A 15,221-nucleotide genomic window follows, 5' to 3' on the forward strand; every position below is an offset into this window, starting at 1 on the left:
TAGCTAAAGATTCCATCCTGTTTTGAATAATGTTTTTGGATCTTGATCGCTACATCATACATCAATTCAGCAACGCCTAATTCCTATTTAGCGGTAGACAGCCAACAAAAGCTGCCTGACAAGTCTCCAGATGTTGTACCTTTCACTAATACGTCTACTGAAACGGCTATTGCGAGTAGCCCTACAGATAAGACTGTCCAAGCTGTACCTGTATCAGCAGGCCAGCAGCAAGTTCAGGCGGTGGATGGAACAAATCAGACAGCAGAAATTACGGATCGCGTCAAACTAGATGAGTTAGCTCTAAAAGTCTACGATCGCATCGATCAAAGTTGGCAAACTAGCCCTACGTTCAATCAAAATCTAGTGTATCGAGTCAGTACAAGCCAAGATGGGGCGATCGGCAATTTCGAGCCGCTCAATCAACCAGCCAAGGATTACACCAAAGAAACTCCTTTGCCAAATCTGCTCAAATCTCCCGAAACTAGCAGCAACAATGCAGCACCAGTCGCTAAGTTTACTGTAGTGTTTGCTCCTACTGGAACCTTAGAAGTTAACCCCTAACTCACATACAACATCTATATCGGGTAAGGTGCGCCATCCGCACCTTACTTTTCATTTTTAACTTAAATGTGATATTATAAACAGCGCCCTCTAAGGCATTCTACATCTAAAACAACAAATGAAAGAACTTGACGAAAAAAAAACTCAGGAACTGCTATGCACCATCATGGAATGGGAACTTGCAGGTGTCGTGCGCTACACTCACTATTCACTAATGGTGACAGGGCCAAACCGGATTCCCATCGTGCAGTTCTTTAAAGCACAAGCAACGGAATCCCTACTCCACGCCCAACAAGCAGGAGAAATTCTCACGGGTTTAGAGGGGCATCCCAGTCAGAAAATTGCTCCCATCGAAGAAACCTACAAACACTCGGTGAAAGACTTGTTAGAAGAAAGTTTAAATCACGAGAAAAAGGCGCTCAAAAAGTATAAATCTTTACTTGACGTTGTGACTGACTCCAGCGTTTATTTGGAAGAATATGCCCGCAATCTAATTGGACAAGAAGAATTGCACCAAGTAGAATTGAAAAAAATGCTGCGGGATTATAGTTGATTTAATCATTAGTTAGTGGTTAGTGGTTATTGGTTATTGGTTATTGGTTATTTCCAATCACCAATGACCAATGCCCCATGCCCATGCCCCATAATTATAAAAAATGAATTTTAGTGAAGCCATACCGACTTTTGTAATTACCCTGCGCGAAGGCGTAGAAGCCGCCTTAGTCGTCGGAATTGTACTAGCTTGCCTCAAAAAAGCCGAGCAAAGTCACCTCAATTCTTGGGTTTATGCAGGTGTCGCAGCCGGCATTGCTGCGAGCGGTTTTGTGGGTGTTCTATTCAATGGATTGCTCGCAGCACTATCAACATCAGAGCAGCCTTACGCACCAGTCCTTAAACAGCTATTAGAGGGCGTGTTGGGCATTGTGGCGATCGCAATGCTAAGCTGGATGCTAATTTGGATGACTCAGCAAGCGCGCTTTCTCAAAGCTGAAGTTGAAGGAGCAGTTACAGCAGCTTTGACAGAAAATAGCAATGCCGGCTGGGGCGTATTTGGCTTAATTTTTATTGCGGTACTGCGCGAAGGTTTTGAAACAGTTATATTTGTCAGCGCTCAATTTCAACAAGGCTTGAGTCCCGCTTTGGGAGCTTTGGGCGGTTTGACTGGGGCGGCAATAATTGGCGCGCTACTGTTCAAGTGGGGTGTCAAAATTGATATCCGCCTGTTTTTTAAGTTTATGGGGATTTTGTTGCTGTTAATCGTGGCAGGTTTGGCAGTATCGGCGCTGAAACATTTCGATCAAGCTGCTGGGATTTTGTCGCAGATGAATAGCAAGTATGCAGCAATTTGTGTTTATTACGATCGCCTCGCACCAGTCCACTCTTGTATTTTAGGGCCTATGGTGTGGAATGCAGCGGAAATTTTGCCCGATCGACAATTTCCAGGAGTGCTTCTCAAAGCACTGTTTGGATACAGAGATCGACTTTATCTCGTCCAAGCAGCGACTTACACAATATTCTTAGCCACCATCGGCGGTCTTTATTTCCAAAAATTAGGATCTAAGGCGACTCTTCCCAACAAAAATACTCAGCCCGAGCGATCGCAAACTCGCCCTCAGTAGGTATGCAAGCGGTTGTTATCGGTTGTTTTGCTGATTCCAGAGCGAGAGAACAATTAGCACCACAGGCAAAAAATTGACCAAAAATTGTCAGGTTGCGGAATTGATTATTTAACTTTTATATGATATTATTTAATGATTGCATTATTGTTTATTTACTTTATAAATACTTATATTAATATTATTTAATCATACGGTCTATCCCCCAACAAAGCAAGCCTTACCCCCTCAAAAAACACAAAAATTTTATAAGCAAAATTAACTAACTTAAAAAATTTACAGTTAAGAGTTAACAGGGTTATGCAAAACGCGGACTACCGTTAGGGCGATGCTGTGAAGCCCCAGGCGCACCCTGCAAAAGTTAAGGCTGTTCTTGCCGACCAAAAATCTGCCCCCAGCAAGATTTTGGGTCAACAGTTTTCTGATATGTGCTCCTAGGGCTTATAATTAGTACAAGAATATTTACACAGCCCCGAAAGTTCTTAATCAACCTTATAATCCTTACATGAAGCTTAAAATTAAAAAATTGTTCGTTAAAGTTACCTGGAACCCCCAGAAGGCTGTAGGATCTGCCATTCGGTTAGCGGTGAGATAAATAATGATGCCCCGGATACTTGTTATTGATGATGACGCGGCGATCGCCGAACTCGTAGCCGTCAACCTAGAAATGGCTGGCTATGAAGTCACCCAGGCAGAAGACGGCATCAAAGGTCAGGCACTAGCCATACAACTGCTCCCCGACCTGATCATGCTAGACCTCATGCTGCCTAGAGTAGACGGATTCACCGTATGTCAGCGTTTGCGGCGTGACGAGCGCACCTCAGACATTCCCGTCTTGATGTTGACAGCCTTAAGTCAAACTCAAGACAAAGTAGAAGGCTTCAACTCCGGCGCCGACGACTACCTGACCAAACCCTTTGAACTAGAAGAGATGCTAGCCCGAGTGCGAGCTCTACTAAGGCGCACAGACCGCATCCCCCAAGCTGCCAAACACTCCGAAATTCTGAATTACGGCCCGCTGACCCTGGTCCCCGAAAGGTTTGAAGCTGTTTGGTACGCTCAGACAGTCAAACTGACCCACCTAGAGTTTGAGTTGCTGCACTGCTTGCTTCAGCGCCACGGTCAGACAGTTTCTCCCAGCGAAATTCTCAAAGAAGTGTGGGGTTACGACCCCGACGACGACATCGAAACTATTCGTGTACACATCAGACACCTGAGAACCAAGATGGAACCCGATCCCCGCCATCCTCGGTACATCAAAACCGTATACGGGGCCGGTTATTGCCTGGAGTTGCCCAACAACGAGCAAGTAGCTGAAGAAACCAAATCCTCTGCTTGAGCTAGCGCGCCAGATGCAACAAGCAGTTAAAAATTCCGCTAGAAAAGCCTGAGAGCAAATGCTCTCAGGCTTGGTTGTTTGGAGTTTGAGATGAATATGTCAACAAATAGGCATTAACTCTCTTGATTCGGAAAAAAACAATGGCGCGCCCCCCTCTAAGCCTATTTTTAGAGAAGCTTGTCCATAGGAAAGTACCGGATTTCTTTTTCCACCTTGTCTTTTCCGAGAGGATTGGATAGCTACTCAAACAATACTCTAGCCATAATACTCTTTAATAATATTATTTATCAATAAATTTAGAAGTATTCCTTTAGCTGCTATTTTTGCTAACGAGAGACCAAACTCCGCTCAAGCGCCAAAAACAGTCATAATCGTGATAGGGCGATGTTTTTTCCTACTGATTTACATACCTGAACTCAAATCAGTGAAAATTTTTCTCAAATACCCCTTGACGAAACTACTAAAATTGTTGATTATCTATATCAATAACCTGCTATCGCTTAAAACTCCCCTGACATCTTTCTCAAGAGGTAAATGGCCGTGACCAGCATGGCAAAAAAATCCTTCTTCGCCGTTAGGGCGATTCACCTAATCAGCTCAGCCTTTCTAGGCTTCGGCGACATCTTTCACTCCCTCAAAGGGCCAGCAACCCTCGAAGCAAGAACTTCTTTCTTTGGCTACACATGGGAAGACGCAGACAAAATGACCACCCTCTTGGGCATCAGCCTAGTTTTGCTGGGTGTCGCTACCTTCTTGTTGGTACCCAAAGCTATGTATTTCGGTGGTTTATGAGTTTAGCTGACGGATATTCCCTAGTAGGAGCAGTTGCTGTGTTGATTCGGTTGCAGGAAAAAGGGTTGACACGGCTGACGGGTTTGCTGACGACGCTGGCATTGATTTTGATTTGGGCGATCGCCCTTTGTGTTGGCGATCGACAAAATCTGGAAAAAGACAAGTCATTCTATTGGCATAAAACTCCCGAACCTGGGAGTTTATTCCCGAGTGGTTTTGTCATCGGTGACACCTCTGCAGCTTTTCTCGGCTATTTGCTGCTAGAAAATATTTCTCCTATAGATGCCATTGTTCGAGGTTTTGTCAATTAACTACTCTGCTGGCGGTTGACATCGGTCGAGCGCAAGCCCGGAGAATTAGGAATTGCGAAACAGACTTTCATCCGCCGACTTGCTGAAAACCTTTTGTCGCTGTTACAGCGCAGTTACACACAGAAAATCGATGGTGCAATTCCTATTTTTTACCTACAAACGCCGTTCAGATTTCGGTCAACCTTGAGCAATAACCGTATGACTGTCTTTTTCTAAAATTTATGTATCGCCACTTTGATTATTTTTGTGGAGTCTGTCCGTAACATTGCCAGAAGGAGCGCATCAAATCAAGCGCTTGTATCCAATTCATTGTTATTGGGATTTTTTTTACGACGGACTACCGCCTCAAATTTACAGTGCGCCCGTGCGTTGCTTGTACTGAAGATGCGATCGGTTGCACTGACTTTGACCTTAAGACTTGTTTTACCAATGCTTATCAGCAACATTACTATAAACTTCACAAAAATTACGCCTAAATACCGAAAACTACTTTTTCAGTTCCACTTTTAGCAAGGGGGAGAGATGGCTAGCAGATTACCCTTAACTAAAGGGGAAGTCTAGAATTAGATGGATTATCACGGAAAATACACTTTAGGAGAATCTAAAAAATAGCGCGAATAAATAACAGATAATCCACTAGAAGCCTCGTTCAAGTTTTTTATTTTTTGCGACATGAATTTATACAGTGCTAACTCACTCAAAGTCGAACTAAACCAGAGAGGCTGCCGCCTTACTCCCCAGCGAGAAACTATTTTGAGTGTCTTTCAAAATCTGCCACAAGGCAATCATTTAAGTGCGGAAGAGTTATACAGGACTTTGCAGAATAAAGGAGAACGAATAGGCTTGTCTACTGTCTACCGCACCCTGCATTTATTAGCAAGAATGGGAATTTTGCGTGAACTAGAATTAGCAGAAGGGCACAAACATTACGAACTGAATTTTCCCGAATTGCATCACCACCACCACCTGGTTTGCATTCAGTGTCACAAAACCTTTGAATTTAGCGATGAATCCATTTTAAGAATTGGCAAAAAGCAAGTTGAAAAAGCTGGGGTCGAACTGCTTGACTGTCAATTAACTGTGCGAGCTGTTTGTTTGGAAGCGCTACGGGAGGGATGGCCTTCTTTGGTACCCAGCAATTGGTTGTGTCCCCGATATCATTCAGAAATTGATGAGGAAATTAGTTGATTGGGATGAAATACACTTCGGTAATGGGGAATTGGTAATTGGTAATTGGTCACTCTTGAACTCAGGTACGGCAATAGCGTTGCAAGGAATGATAGCGAAGTGATTCTTAGGAAAGCAATCTCACGCATTCAAAACCCCTTCTGCTTAGTAGCATGGGAAGGAATGTTAAGGAATGTTAGCGAAGCAATTATTAGAAAAGTAATGTCACGCATTCAAAAATTGTCGCCTTTCCCTTCCCCTTCCGTCAAGCAACCTCAGAATCGCAACGTTGGTGTTCCATCCGAAATATGTTAGCGTACAAACTAGCAACAATCTGTTTACCTTCCTGCGTCAACTGCAAGTAACCGAGAGATTCACTGATGTGAGGATAAATGCCGGTCCAGTAAAACTTAGAGTAGCTTTGCAGCAAGTCGCCCGGATGTCGATAGCCCAAAATTTTAGTAGCACCGCTTTCTTCCAACTCGTAAAACAGCGCGCCAATTTTCTGCAAATATTGCGGGTTGCTGAGCTGACCTATCAAGTCAGCACCGCGCACTAAACTAGAGTAATTAAGTGCATCCTCGTCAGTGTTACCGTCAAGCACCGAGAAACGAGTCTGTTCTATGTTCTGCTTAATTATCTCAGCATTAATTAGCTTGTGGTTGCCGAAGCGCTCGTCAATGAACAATTTAGCTCTGTCAACTCGGTAAGGAGCTAAGCTAGCCGCTGTTGCACCGGGAGCAAGTGCAATTCTCATGCCATCTTTTCCAGTAGCATACAATCCTTCTGATTCTTGGTCTTGCCGGCAAACTCCTTTGACATATCCGATGTCTTGGCACAGCAAAGAAATGATGAAGTGCAGCCAATCTTCGCAGGAAACTCCGCCCTTGCGAATGTGTTTTCCCCGCAAGATTTCTTGACCGACTAAGCTAATGCAAATGGCGTGTTCTACATTGTGATAAAGAGCGTCGCTGTTAGCGATGTTTTCTAACGCCATTGCCCCCACCCAGGCAATAATGTCAGCATAGTCTGATTTGTAGCCTCCGTAAGTGCGGCTGTACCCGTTCTGAAGTTGTTCGATGAAAGCCTCGATCAGCAGTTCTGTAGAATTAAACATATCCTATCCTTTTACCTTAATATTGCCTTTCAAGAACGGTGCATCTATTGGGGAGTAGTCTAATTTTATGGATGAGATTTGAACTCACAACTCCTGCACCCCGTGTGTGTTGTGCTCTGTGGGTGGCAATCTCAAAACTCATTGACGCAGCTACGCCCGGGGAGTCACTAAGCAATCTCGCGCCCTGAGTCAAAACTCCCAAGCAACTCAGTCCATCACTGACACCCATCCCCGCCGTACTGCATAGAGCAGCCTGCTGACAATTTTTCGCTCCTCTGAACTTTTTAAACTGTGAGAATTAATTGCGTATTGAATTTGTTGGAACACAGTCCGATCGATCTTACCGGATTTCCAAATGTTCAAGTAAAGTTCGGAAATTTTATATTCAGGAATATAAGCTTTGGTTGTCATCTGCAGTCAACTCAATGTATATTTCTTATTGTCCGGCAATTTTAGATAAGTTTATGTGATGTAGATCGGCTATAGACTGTGATGCGATCGCAGGCTGGAGTTAATGCGCCTCTCCTAACAATGGTAATTTGATCGAAAAAGCGATATGGCGAGCTTCATAAATTTTGCTGACGGCTGTGACAATCATCATAGTTGCGCCTAAATTATAGGATGTCACATACCATTCTCCCGTTGCGCTCGCCCCCTCCCAACTTGCAGCAACGAAAGAAGTTCGATCGCCCGCCGTGCAAATTTCTTGCCAAAGAAACTCGCGTCGTGTAGAATATAGAGTCTGGTATCCTCACTTACCCATAGATTTTCATTCATCCCGTCCCCCCAGAGGGGAAGGGACTTTCAGTGCGGATGCAGCCAAATCACTATATTCAGCAAAAAGCTAGAAATGCCGTAACTCATGCCCACTATTCAGCAACTCATCCGTTCAGCACGGGAACAAACGCAGAAAAAAACCAAATCGCCAGCTCTCAAGAGTTGCCCCCAGCGCCGCGGAGTTTGCACCAGAGTGTACACGACCACCCCGAAAAAACCCAACTCGGCGCTGCGGAAGGTGGCTCGGGTACGGCTGACCTCTGGTTTTGAAGTGACAGCCTACATCCCAGGGATCGGTCACAACTTGCAAGAACACTCTGTAGTAATGATCCGGGGCGGTCGGGTAAAAGATTTGCCCGGAGTTAGATACCACATCATTCGCGGTACATTAGACACCGCTGGGGTGAAAGACCGCAAGCAGGGTCGTTCCAAATACGGGGCCAAGCGTCCTAAAGAGAAAAAATAACACGCAGCTCGCCCGATCGTCGAGGTTGGGAAGCAAAAATAAATCCGATCGCGCCGATCGATTGCACGCTCGCTCGTCATAGATCGAGATCTGAGCCCAAAACCCCAAACTCAGTCATTCAAAATCAAAAATCCCAAGTAGAACTATGTCTCGCCGCACAGTTATTCAAAAACGTCCAGTTCCACCAGATCCAACCTACAACAGCCGGTTGGTAAGCATGATGGTGAGACGGATCATGCAGCACGGCAAAAAATCCGTTGCCTCCAGCATCGTCTACGACGCCCTCAAAACCATCCAAGAACGCACAGGGGCTGAACCGTTAGACTTGTTTGAAAAAGCAGTCAAAAACGCGACACCCCTGGTAGAAGTCAAAGCCCGCCGGGTAGGTGGCGCCACCTACCAAGTGCCGATGGAAGTGCGTTCCGATCGCGGTACCACCCTCGCCCTCCGCTGGCTGATCAGATTTGCCCGCGCCCGCACCGGCCGCTCGATGGCCGCCAAGCTAGCCAACGAACTGATGGATGCAGCTAACGAAACAGGCAGTGCTATTCGCAAGCGCGAAGAAACTCACCGCATGGCTGAAGCTAACAAGGCTTTTGCTCACTACCGCTACTAACGGCAACATCGGGCATGGAGAAAAGCGCGATCGTGCGGTATAAAAGCATCGGGTGAGAAATTGGAAAGTGTAAGTTTTGAGTGTTGAGATTGCTTCTCTTGGCGCAGTTGCGATTCGTGAAGCAAACTCAAAACTCCCAAAATCAAAATTCACGCACTCAAAATTCACGCACTCTCTGAATCCTCCATGTCGCATCCTTAATATTTTTGTAAACAAATTTTGCAAAAAATATTAAAATGTAACAATAAGCTCCAGAGACTTTTGTAAGTCGCTGGGGAGTGCAAAATAGGGTTACTGTGTAGTATAATAGTATTATAACAGCAACACAAGATTAAGGAGGTAGCTGTGGCACGTACCGTCCCGCTAGAAAAAACTCGCAACATCGGCATCGCAGCCCACATCGACGCGGGCAAAACAACAACAACTGAAAGAATTCTGTTCTATTCAGGCATGGTTCACAAAATGGGTGAAGTGCACGAGGGAACAGCAGTCACTGACTGGATGGAGCAAGAGCGGGAGCGGGGAATTACGATTACTGCCGCTGCTATCACCACCAGTTGGAAAGATTACAAAATCAACATCATCGACACTCCCGGACACGTAGACTTCACGATCGAAGTCGAACGCTCGATGCGAGTGCTCGACGGAGTGATCGCAGTGTTCTGCTCGGTAGGGGGAGTGCAGCCGCAATCCGAAACAGTTTGGCGACAGGCCGATCGGTACAAAGTACCGCGGATCGTGTTCGTCAACAAAATGGATCGGATGGGCGCAAACTTCTACAAAGTCTACGCCCAAATTCGCGATCGAATGAGAGCGAACGCCGTACCCATCCAAATCCCGATCGGCAGTGAAGAAAACTTCCGGGGAATTGTAGACTTAGTGCAAATGAAAGCCTATATCTACAACAACGACATGGGAACCGACATCGAGGAAGTAGAAATCCCCGATGAAGTAAAGGATCTAGCCGTAGAATACCGCACCAAGCTGATCGAGTCCGTAGCAGAAACCAACGACGCCCTTACGGAGAAATACCTTGAAGGCGAAGAGTTAACGGAAGACGAAATTCGTGCAGCTTTGCGGACTGGCGCGATATCTGGGACGATCGTCCCCATGTTGTGCGGTTCGGCGTTCAAAAACAAAGGCGTTCAGCTTTTGTTGGATGCAGTGATCGACTACCTGCCGTCGCCCTTGGAAGTTCCCCCAATTCAAGGACTCCTCCCCAACGGCGACACAGCAGAACGATTTGCAGACGACAGCGCCCCCCTGTCAGCCCTGGCATTCAAAATCATGGCTGACCCCTACGGCCGGCTGACCTTCGTTCGCGTCTACTCGGGTATCCTCAAAAAAGGCACCTACGTCCTCAACTCCACCAAGGACAAAAAAGAGCGGGTTTCTCGCTTAATTGTCCTCAAAGCCGACGATCGGATAGAAGTTGAGGAACTGCGGGCCGGAGACTTGGGAGCAGCCTTGGGTTTGAAAGACACCTTCACCGGCGACACCCTCTGCGAAGAAGGAGCGCCAGTGATTCTGGAATCTCTGTTTATTCCAGAGCCAGTCATCTCGGTGGCTGTCGAACCCAAAACCAAACAGGACATGGAGAAGCTCTCCAAAGCCCTCCAGTCGCTCTCGGAAGAAGACCCTACCTTCCGAGTCAACGTTGACCCAGAAACCAACCAGACAGTCATCGCCGGCATGGGCGAACTGCACCTGGAAATCCTGGTAGACAGGATGCTGCGCGAATTCAAAGTAGAAGCCAACGTGGGTCAGCCGCAAGTAGCCTACCGCGAAACCATTCGCAAAGCCGTCCGCGCCGAAGGTAAATTTATCCGCCAAAGCGGCGGTAAAGGTCAGTACGGTCACGTCGTGATCGAACTAGAACCTACCGAAGTCGGAAGTGGCTTTGAATTTGTCTCCAAAATTGTCGGCGGCACTGTACCGAAAGAGTACATCGGCCCGGCCGAACAAGGGATGAAAGAAGCCTGCGAATCGGGTATTGTAGCAGGATATCCCGTGATCGACCTCAAAGCCACTATGGTAGACGGGTCTTTCCACGACGTAGACTCTTCGGAAATGGCATTTAAGATCGCCGGCTCAATGGCGATCAAAGAAGCCGTGATGAAGGCTTCGCCTGTGCTGCTAGAGCCTATGATGAAAGTAGAGGTGGAAGTTCCCGAAGATTACATCGGGAACATCATCGGCGACCTCAACTCGCGTCGGGGTCAGATTGAGGGCCAAGAGACGGATCAGGGAATTGCCAAAGTTTCTGTAAAAGTTCCACTAGCAGAAATGTTTGGCTACGCCACTGACATCCGCTCGAAAACCCAAGGTCGAGGCATCTTCACAATGGAATTCAGCCATTACGAAGAAGTGCCGCGAAATGTGGCTGAAGCCATCATCGCTAAGAACAAAGGTAACTAACGATTTTGAATTTTAGATTTTGGATTTTGGATGAAATCCAAAGTCTAAAATCTAAAATGTTAAAATCTAAAATCGCTAAAAGAAACAAGGAACAAATCGAGAATGGCACGCGCAAAATTTGAACGGAATAAACCCCACGTAAACATCGGCACGATCGGTCACGTTGACCACGGCAAAACAACTTTGACCGCCGCGATTACGATGACTCTCTCTGCACTAGGTCAAGCAAAGGCTAAGAACTACGCCGACATCGACGCCGCGCCAGAAGAAAAAGCACGGGGTATTACGATTAATACTGCTCACGTCGAATACGAAACCACAGGTCGGCACTATGCCCACGTAGATTGCCCCGGACACGCTGACTACGTGAAAAACATGATCACCGGTGCCGCTCAAATGGACGGTGGCATCTTAGTGGTATCAGCCGCAGACGGCCCCATGCCTCAAACTCGCGAACACATCCTGCTGGCAAAGCAAGTTGGCGTTCCCAGCTTGGTTGTGTTCTTGAACAAAGAAGACATGGTGGATGATGCTGAACTGTTGGAATTGGTAGAACTGGAAGTTCGCGAACTTTTGAGCTCTTACGATTTTCCGGGCGATGACATCCCCATCGTCACAGGTTCGGGATTGAAAGCTCTCGAAGCGATGCTTGCTAATCCCAAGACTGTAAAGGGCGAAAATGAGTGGGTTGACAAAATTTACAAGCTGATGGAAGAAGTAGATGCTTACATCCCCACCCCAGAGCGCGAAGTTGACAAGCCTTTCTTGATGGCAGTTGAAGACGTATTCTCGATTACTGGTCGGGGTACTGTCGCCACAGGCCGGATTGAGCGCGGAACCATCAAAGTCGGCGAAACAGTCGAATTGGTGGGTCTTAAGGACACTCGCAGCACTACGGTGACTGGTGTGGAAATGTTCACCAAGTCTCTGGAGGAAGGTTTGGCCGGCGATAACGTGGGTCTACTGCTGCGGGGGATTTTAAAGGCGGATATTGAACGCGGAATGGTGATTGCCAAGCCGAAAAGCATCATGCCTCACACTCAGTTTGAATCTGAAGTGTACATCCTCAAGAAGGAAGAAGGCGGTCGGCACACGCCCTTTTTCTCTGGCTATCGCCCTCAATTCTACGTCCGTACCACTGACGTGACCGGCACGATCGCACAGTTCACCGCTGATGACGGTAGTGAAGCAGAAATGGTGATGCCTGGTGACCGGATCAAAATGACTGTTGAGCTGATTCACCCGATCGCGATCGAACAAGGAATGCGCTTCGCTATCCGCGAAGGCGGACGCACCGTCGGCGCCGGCGTTGTTTCCAAAATCCTCAAGTAGGAATCCGATAACAGCTTAAATAGCAGAAAAGCCGCCAAATTTAATCAGGCTTTTCTGCTATTTAGTGATTAGTTATTACTCAGAAGTCTGCTGTTAGCAGTTAGCCCAAAAACAACTGCAAAAAGACAACAGACAACAGACAACAAACAACAAACTGAACCTCGAAAATTCAAGAAACAAAAATGGCAACAATTCAACAACAAAAAATTCGCATTCGCCTCAAAGCTTTCGATCGCCGAATTCTAGACGCATCCTGCGAAAAGATTGTAGATACAGCAAATCGCACAGCAGCCACAGCGATCGGCCCGATTCCCCTACCGACAAAACGGCGGATTTACTGCTTGCTGCGATCGCCCCACGTAGACAAAGATTCTCGCGAACACTTTGAAACCCGCACGCACCGCCGGATTATCGACATTCACCAGCCATCAGCCAAAACAATTGACGCTTTGATGAAACTGGATTTGCCAGCCGGCGTAGATATCGAAGTCAAGCTGTAGATTGACCTATCTCAAACGCAGAAAGAAGGATCAAAGGGAAGAGCATTTGTTCCTTCTTTTTGCATAAAGTTCCCTAGTCATTACTTATTAGGTATTAGTTATTAGTTAAGACTCAACAATAATTTCTGCTCGGGCACGAACTTAAATAATTATTCTTAATTAAGGGGCGATCGCTACAAAAACGCTCCTTTAGCAGTCGCTATCATCGCATTCAGCATCACTTAGTTCAGCAAAAAGGTATATTTAGCATTTTGACGAAATAACGCCTTTGTCAAGCTGCCAGCACGGGCGATCGCGCTCGCTGGCTCAAATCCGCGTCGCAAAAGCCCGATCGCTCCTGCCCCGGAATTGCCTTTAATCAGTTAAAGTAAGAAAAATAAGCGCAAGTACCGTCACTTTTGAGCGACAATGGCATCCTCTTCCTCTGTAGCAGTTCGCGAACTCCCCTTATTTCCGTTGCCGGAAGTGGTTCTATTTCCAGGTAGGCCACTCCCGCTGCAAATCTTCGAGTTTCGCTATCGAATCATGATGAATACGATTCTGGAGGGCGATCGGCGTTTCGGTGTACTCATGTGGGACCCCAACCAAAACAAAGTCTCCGCCGTCGGCTGTTGCGCCGAAGTGATTCACTGCCAACGCCTGCCCGACGATCGCATGAAAATTATGACTCTCGGGCAGCAGCGGTTCCGAGTGCTCGACGCAGTTCGGGAAAAACCGTATTTAGTCGGTCTAGTAGAATGGATTGAAGACGAACCGCCGCAAAAAGACCTCAGACCTTTGGGAAAAGATGTCGAACAACTGCTGAGAGATGTAGTTCGCCTCTCCAGCAAATTGATGGATCAGCCGATCGACCTGCCCGAAGACATTCCCAGTTTGCCTACAGAATTGTCCTACTGGGTAGCCAGCTACCTTTACGGGGCAGCGACAGAACAGCAAACTCTTTTAGAATTGCAAGATACTGCTGCGAGATTGGAACGCGAAACCGAAATTTTGACTTCTACTCGCAATCACTTGGCAGCGAGGACTGTACTTAAAGATACCCTCAAGTAGCCAATTTGCCTAGGAAAAAGCACGATCGGTTTGACCTGCATTGAAGAAATAATTACACACAAATCATACCATTTTCGATTGGCGATTTTCGATTGGGAATGAGTTATGAACTAAGAGTTCGGAGATTGGCTACAGTTCCATTCTTTTTGGGAACTGGTATCTGTTTAATTCTTAACTTCAAACAGGTTCGGATAGGTTCCTTATAGCAGTAACTTGTGTTAGACAATCACGACCAACCGAAACCATACGATGCAGTTAGAGGCGGTCAACTGCCACCTCCTGTGGGCGGTGTAGTGCTCGGCGGACTAGCAGGAGTTAAACATCGGCTGTCTAGTTCTGTCAACGAACATCGAATCGCCGCCCTGAGAGAGACATTGAATTACGGCGATGCCGGCTTAAAAATAGTCATCAACATTTGTCAAAGCGAAACAGGGCCAGTGCAGCGGGCGGCCTGCGATTTGCTTCGACAAAGGCTGAATTCGATCGCCCGCGAAAAATTACAGGCCTTTGTAGCTTCAAGTTCAGATTCAGAAGCTAAGGTAGATAGCAGTGAAAAAATATTAAAGCACTCATCCGGTGCAGTCTCAGAAAAAAATTACGATCGGCAAATGTCCGAAGCACAGTTAATATTTGAGACAGTTACGCAGCAGATGCAACCAAATTTGTTGCTCTTAGAAGCACTGGTAGCCTCTGTAGAACGCGAAGAATTTACCAGCGAACTGATGAATCTTTGGGAACTATTAATCTTAGAAATTCAGGAACCTCTCAAAGAACTGCGTCAGGCTGTTGGCACTGCGATTTCCGCCCAACTGCGGATTCAGTGGCTGTACAATCAAGCTGAATCTCAAGCCAACCAGTGGCAGCAACGAGCTTTGCTAGCTCTTCAGACACAGGATGAAAATTCAGTCCGCCTCGCCGTGGTTCGCAAGCAGATTCAATTCGATCAGGCGGCAGAACTAAAAATTGACTTAGACTACCAAACTGTGCGAGTAGAAAATCTCAACCGCAACTTGCTGGCTTTGGAAAGTAAGATTGCTCAAGCTAATTCCAAGAAAGAGATCCTCAAGATGCAGCTTCATTTTGCTAAGGTACAGCAGCAAATAGACTTCACTTTCAGCCAAGTCAATAGTATATTTTTTAGTCCTTAGTTGTCGGATTC

At 46.5% G+C, this 15,221-nt stretch carries 17 protein-coding genes; 14 read left to right on the plus strand and 3 right to left on the minus strand.

The genetic code is table 11. The features are described 5' to 3' along the window. The first annotated feature begins 42 nt into the window (after positions 1 to 42). From QUA47_RS14195 to QUA47_RS14225, 7 genes are all read left to right on the plus strand, one after another. Positions 43 to 561: a hypothetical protein gene (locus QUA47_RS14195; RefSeq protein WP_333431212.1), complete on the plus strand. Its 519-nt coding sequence runs from the start codon at positions 43 to 45 to the stop codon at positions 559 to 561. Positions 562 to 679: 118 nt separating this feature from the next. Next, on the plus strand, positions 680 to 1,114 hold the full coding sequence (locus QUA47_RS14200; RefSeq protein ID WP_333102835.1) for a ferritin-like domain-containing protein: 435 nt from the start codon (positions 680 to 682) through the stop codon (positions 1,112 to 1,114). A 103-nt stretch (positions 1,115 to 1,217) separates the two neighbouring features. Further along, positions 1,218 to 2,180 carry an FTR1 family protein gene (locus QUA47_RS14205; RefSeq protein WP_333431213.1) on the plus strand — a complete coding sequence of 321 codons (963 nt, stop codon included), beginning with the start codon at positions 1,218 to 1,220 and terminating at the stop codon, positions 2,178 to 2,180. A gap of 598 nt (positions 2,181 to 2,778) precedes the next feature. Further along, entirely contained in the window at positions 2,779 to 3,516 is a 738-nt protein-coding gene (locus QUA47_RS14210) for a response regulator transcription factor (protein ID WP_039886887.1), read from the plus strand. Between the two features lie 534 nt (positions 3,517 to 4,050). Further along, on the plus strand, positions 4,051 to 4,308 hold the full coding sequence (locus QUA47_RS14215) for a hypothetical protein (RefSeq protein WP_333218044.1): 258 nt from the start codon (positions 4,051 to 4,053) through the stop codon (positions 4,306 to 4,308). Beyond that, positions 4,305 to 4,619: a photosystem I reaction center subunit XI gene (locus QUA47_RS14220; RefSeq protein WP_333431214.1), complete on the plus strand. Its 315-nt coding sequence runs from the start codon at positions 4,305 to 4,307 to the stop codon at positions 4,617 to 4,619. Before QUA47_RS14215 ends, QUA47_RS14220 begins: the two co-directional genes overlap by 4 nt. A 672-nt stretch (positions 4,620 to 5,291) precedes the next feature. Further along, complete coding sequence (locus QUA47_RS14225) at positions 5,292 to 5,807, plus strand: transcriptional repressor (protein WP_333431215.1); 516 nt, start codon at positions 5,292 to 5,294, stop codon at positions 5,805 to 5,807. A 244-nt stretch (positions 5,808 to 6,051) separates the two neighbouring features. On the opposite strand, the gene QUA47_RS14230 is transcribed toward QUA47_RS14225, so the two are convergent. The 3 genes from QUA47_RS14230 to QUA47_RS14240 form a co-directional block, all read right to left on the minus strand. Further along, entirely contained in the window at positions 6,052 to 6,903 is an 852-nt protein-coding gene (locus QUA47_RS14230; protein WP_333218050.1) for an Npun_R2479 family HD domain-containing metalloprotein, read from the minus strand. Positions 6,904 to 7,110: 207 nt separating this feature from the next. Beyond that, positions 7,111 to 7,314: a hypothetical protein gene (locus QUA47_RS14235; RefSeq protein WP_015174049.1), complete on the minus strand. Its 204-nt coding sequence runs from the start codon at positions 7,312 to 7,314 to the stop codon at positions 7,111 to 7,113. A gap of 213 nt (positions 7,315 to 7,527) precedes the next feature. Next, positions 7,528 to 7,680: a hypothetical protein gene (locus QUA47_RS14240; RefSeq protein ID WP_333431216.1), complete on the minus strand. Its 153-nt coding sequence runs from the start codon at positions 7,678 to 7,680 to the stop codon at positions 7,528 to 7,530. A gap of 85 nt (positions 7,681 to 7,765) precedes the next feature. On the opposite strand from QUA47_RS14240, the gene rpsL reads away from it, so the two are divergent. The 7 genes from rpsL to QUA47_RS14275 all read left to right on the plus strand — a co-directional run bounded on the left by rpsL (position 7,766) and on the right by QUA47_RS14275 (position 15,210). Further along, complete coding sequence (gene rpsL, locus QUA47_RS14245) at positions 7,766 to 8,146, plus strand: 30S ribosomal protein S12 (protein WP_006632197.1); 381 nt, start codon at positions 7,766 to 7,768, stop codon at positions 8,144 to 8,146. Positions 8,147 to 8,291: 145 nt separating this feature from the next. Beyond that, complete coding sequence (rpsG, locus tag QUA47_RS14250) at positions 8,292 to 8,762, plus strand: 30S ribosomal protein S7 (RefSeq protein ID WP_006632196.1); 471 nt, start codon at positions 8,292 to 8,294, stop codon at positions 8,760 to 8,762. A 345-nt stretch (positions 8,763 to 9,107) separates the two neighbouring features. Continuing rightward, positions 9,108 to 11,180, plus strand: a complete 2,073-nt coding sequence (gene fusA / locus QUA47_RS14255) for an elongation factor G (RefSeq protein WP_190660864.1) — start codon at positions 9,108 to 9,110, stop codon at positions 11,178 to 11,180. 102 nt (positions 11,181 to 11,282) lie between these two features. Next, positions 11,283 to 12,512, plus strand: coding sequence for an elongation factor Tu (gene tuf, locus QUA47_RS14260; protein WP_190660866.1), 1,230 nt, complete (start codon positions 11,283 to 11,285; stop codon positions 12,510 to 12,512). A gap of 182 nt (positions 12,513 to 12,694) precedes the next feature. Continuing rightward, positions 12,695 to 13,012 (plus strand): 30S ribosomal protein S10, encoded by a 318-nt coding sequence (rpsJ, locus tag QUA47_RS14265; protein WP_006632193.1) that lies wholly within the window; start codon positions 12,695 to 12,697, stop codon positions 13,010 to 13,012. A gap of 408 nt (positions 13,013 to 13,420) precedes the next feature. Next, positions 13,421 to 14,062 carry an LON peptidase substrate-binding domain-containing protein gene (locus QUA47_RS14270; RefSeq protein WP_006632192.1) on the plus strand — a complete coding sequence of 214 codons (642 nt, stop codon included), beginning with the start codon at positions 13,421 to 13,423 and terminating at the stop codon, positions 14,060 to 14,062. Between the two features lie 215 nt (positions 14,063 to 14,277). After that, positions 14,278 to 15,210, plus strand: coding sequence for a PspA/IM30 family protein (locus QUA47_RS14275; protein ID WP_333431217.1), 933 nt, complete (start codon positions 14,278 to 14,280; stop codon positions 15,208 to 15,210). Positions 15,211 to 15,221: the final 11 nt, after the last annotated feature.

Origin of the sequence: Microcoleus sp. MON2_D5, from assembly GCF_036701905.1 — a bacterium.
Classification (GTDB): domain Bacteria; phylum Cyanobacteriota; class Cyanobacteriia; order Cyanobacteriales; family Microcoleaceae; genus Microcoleus.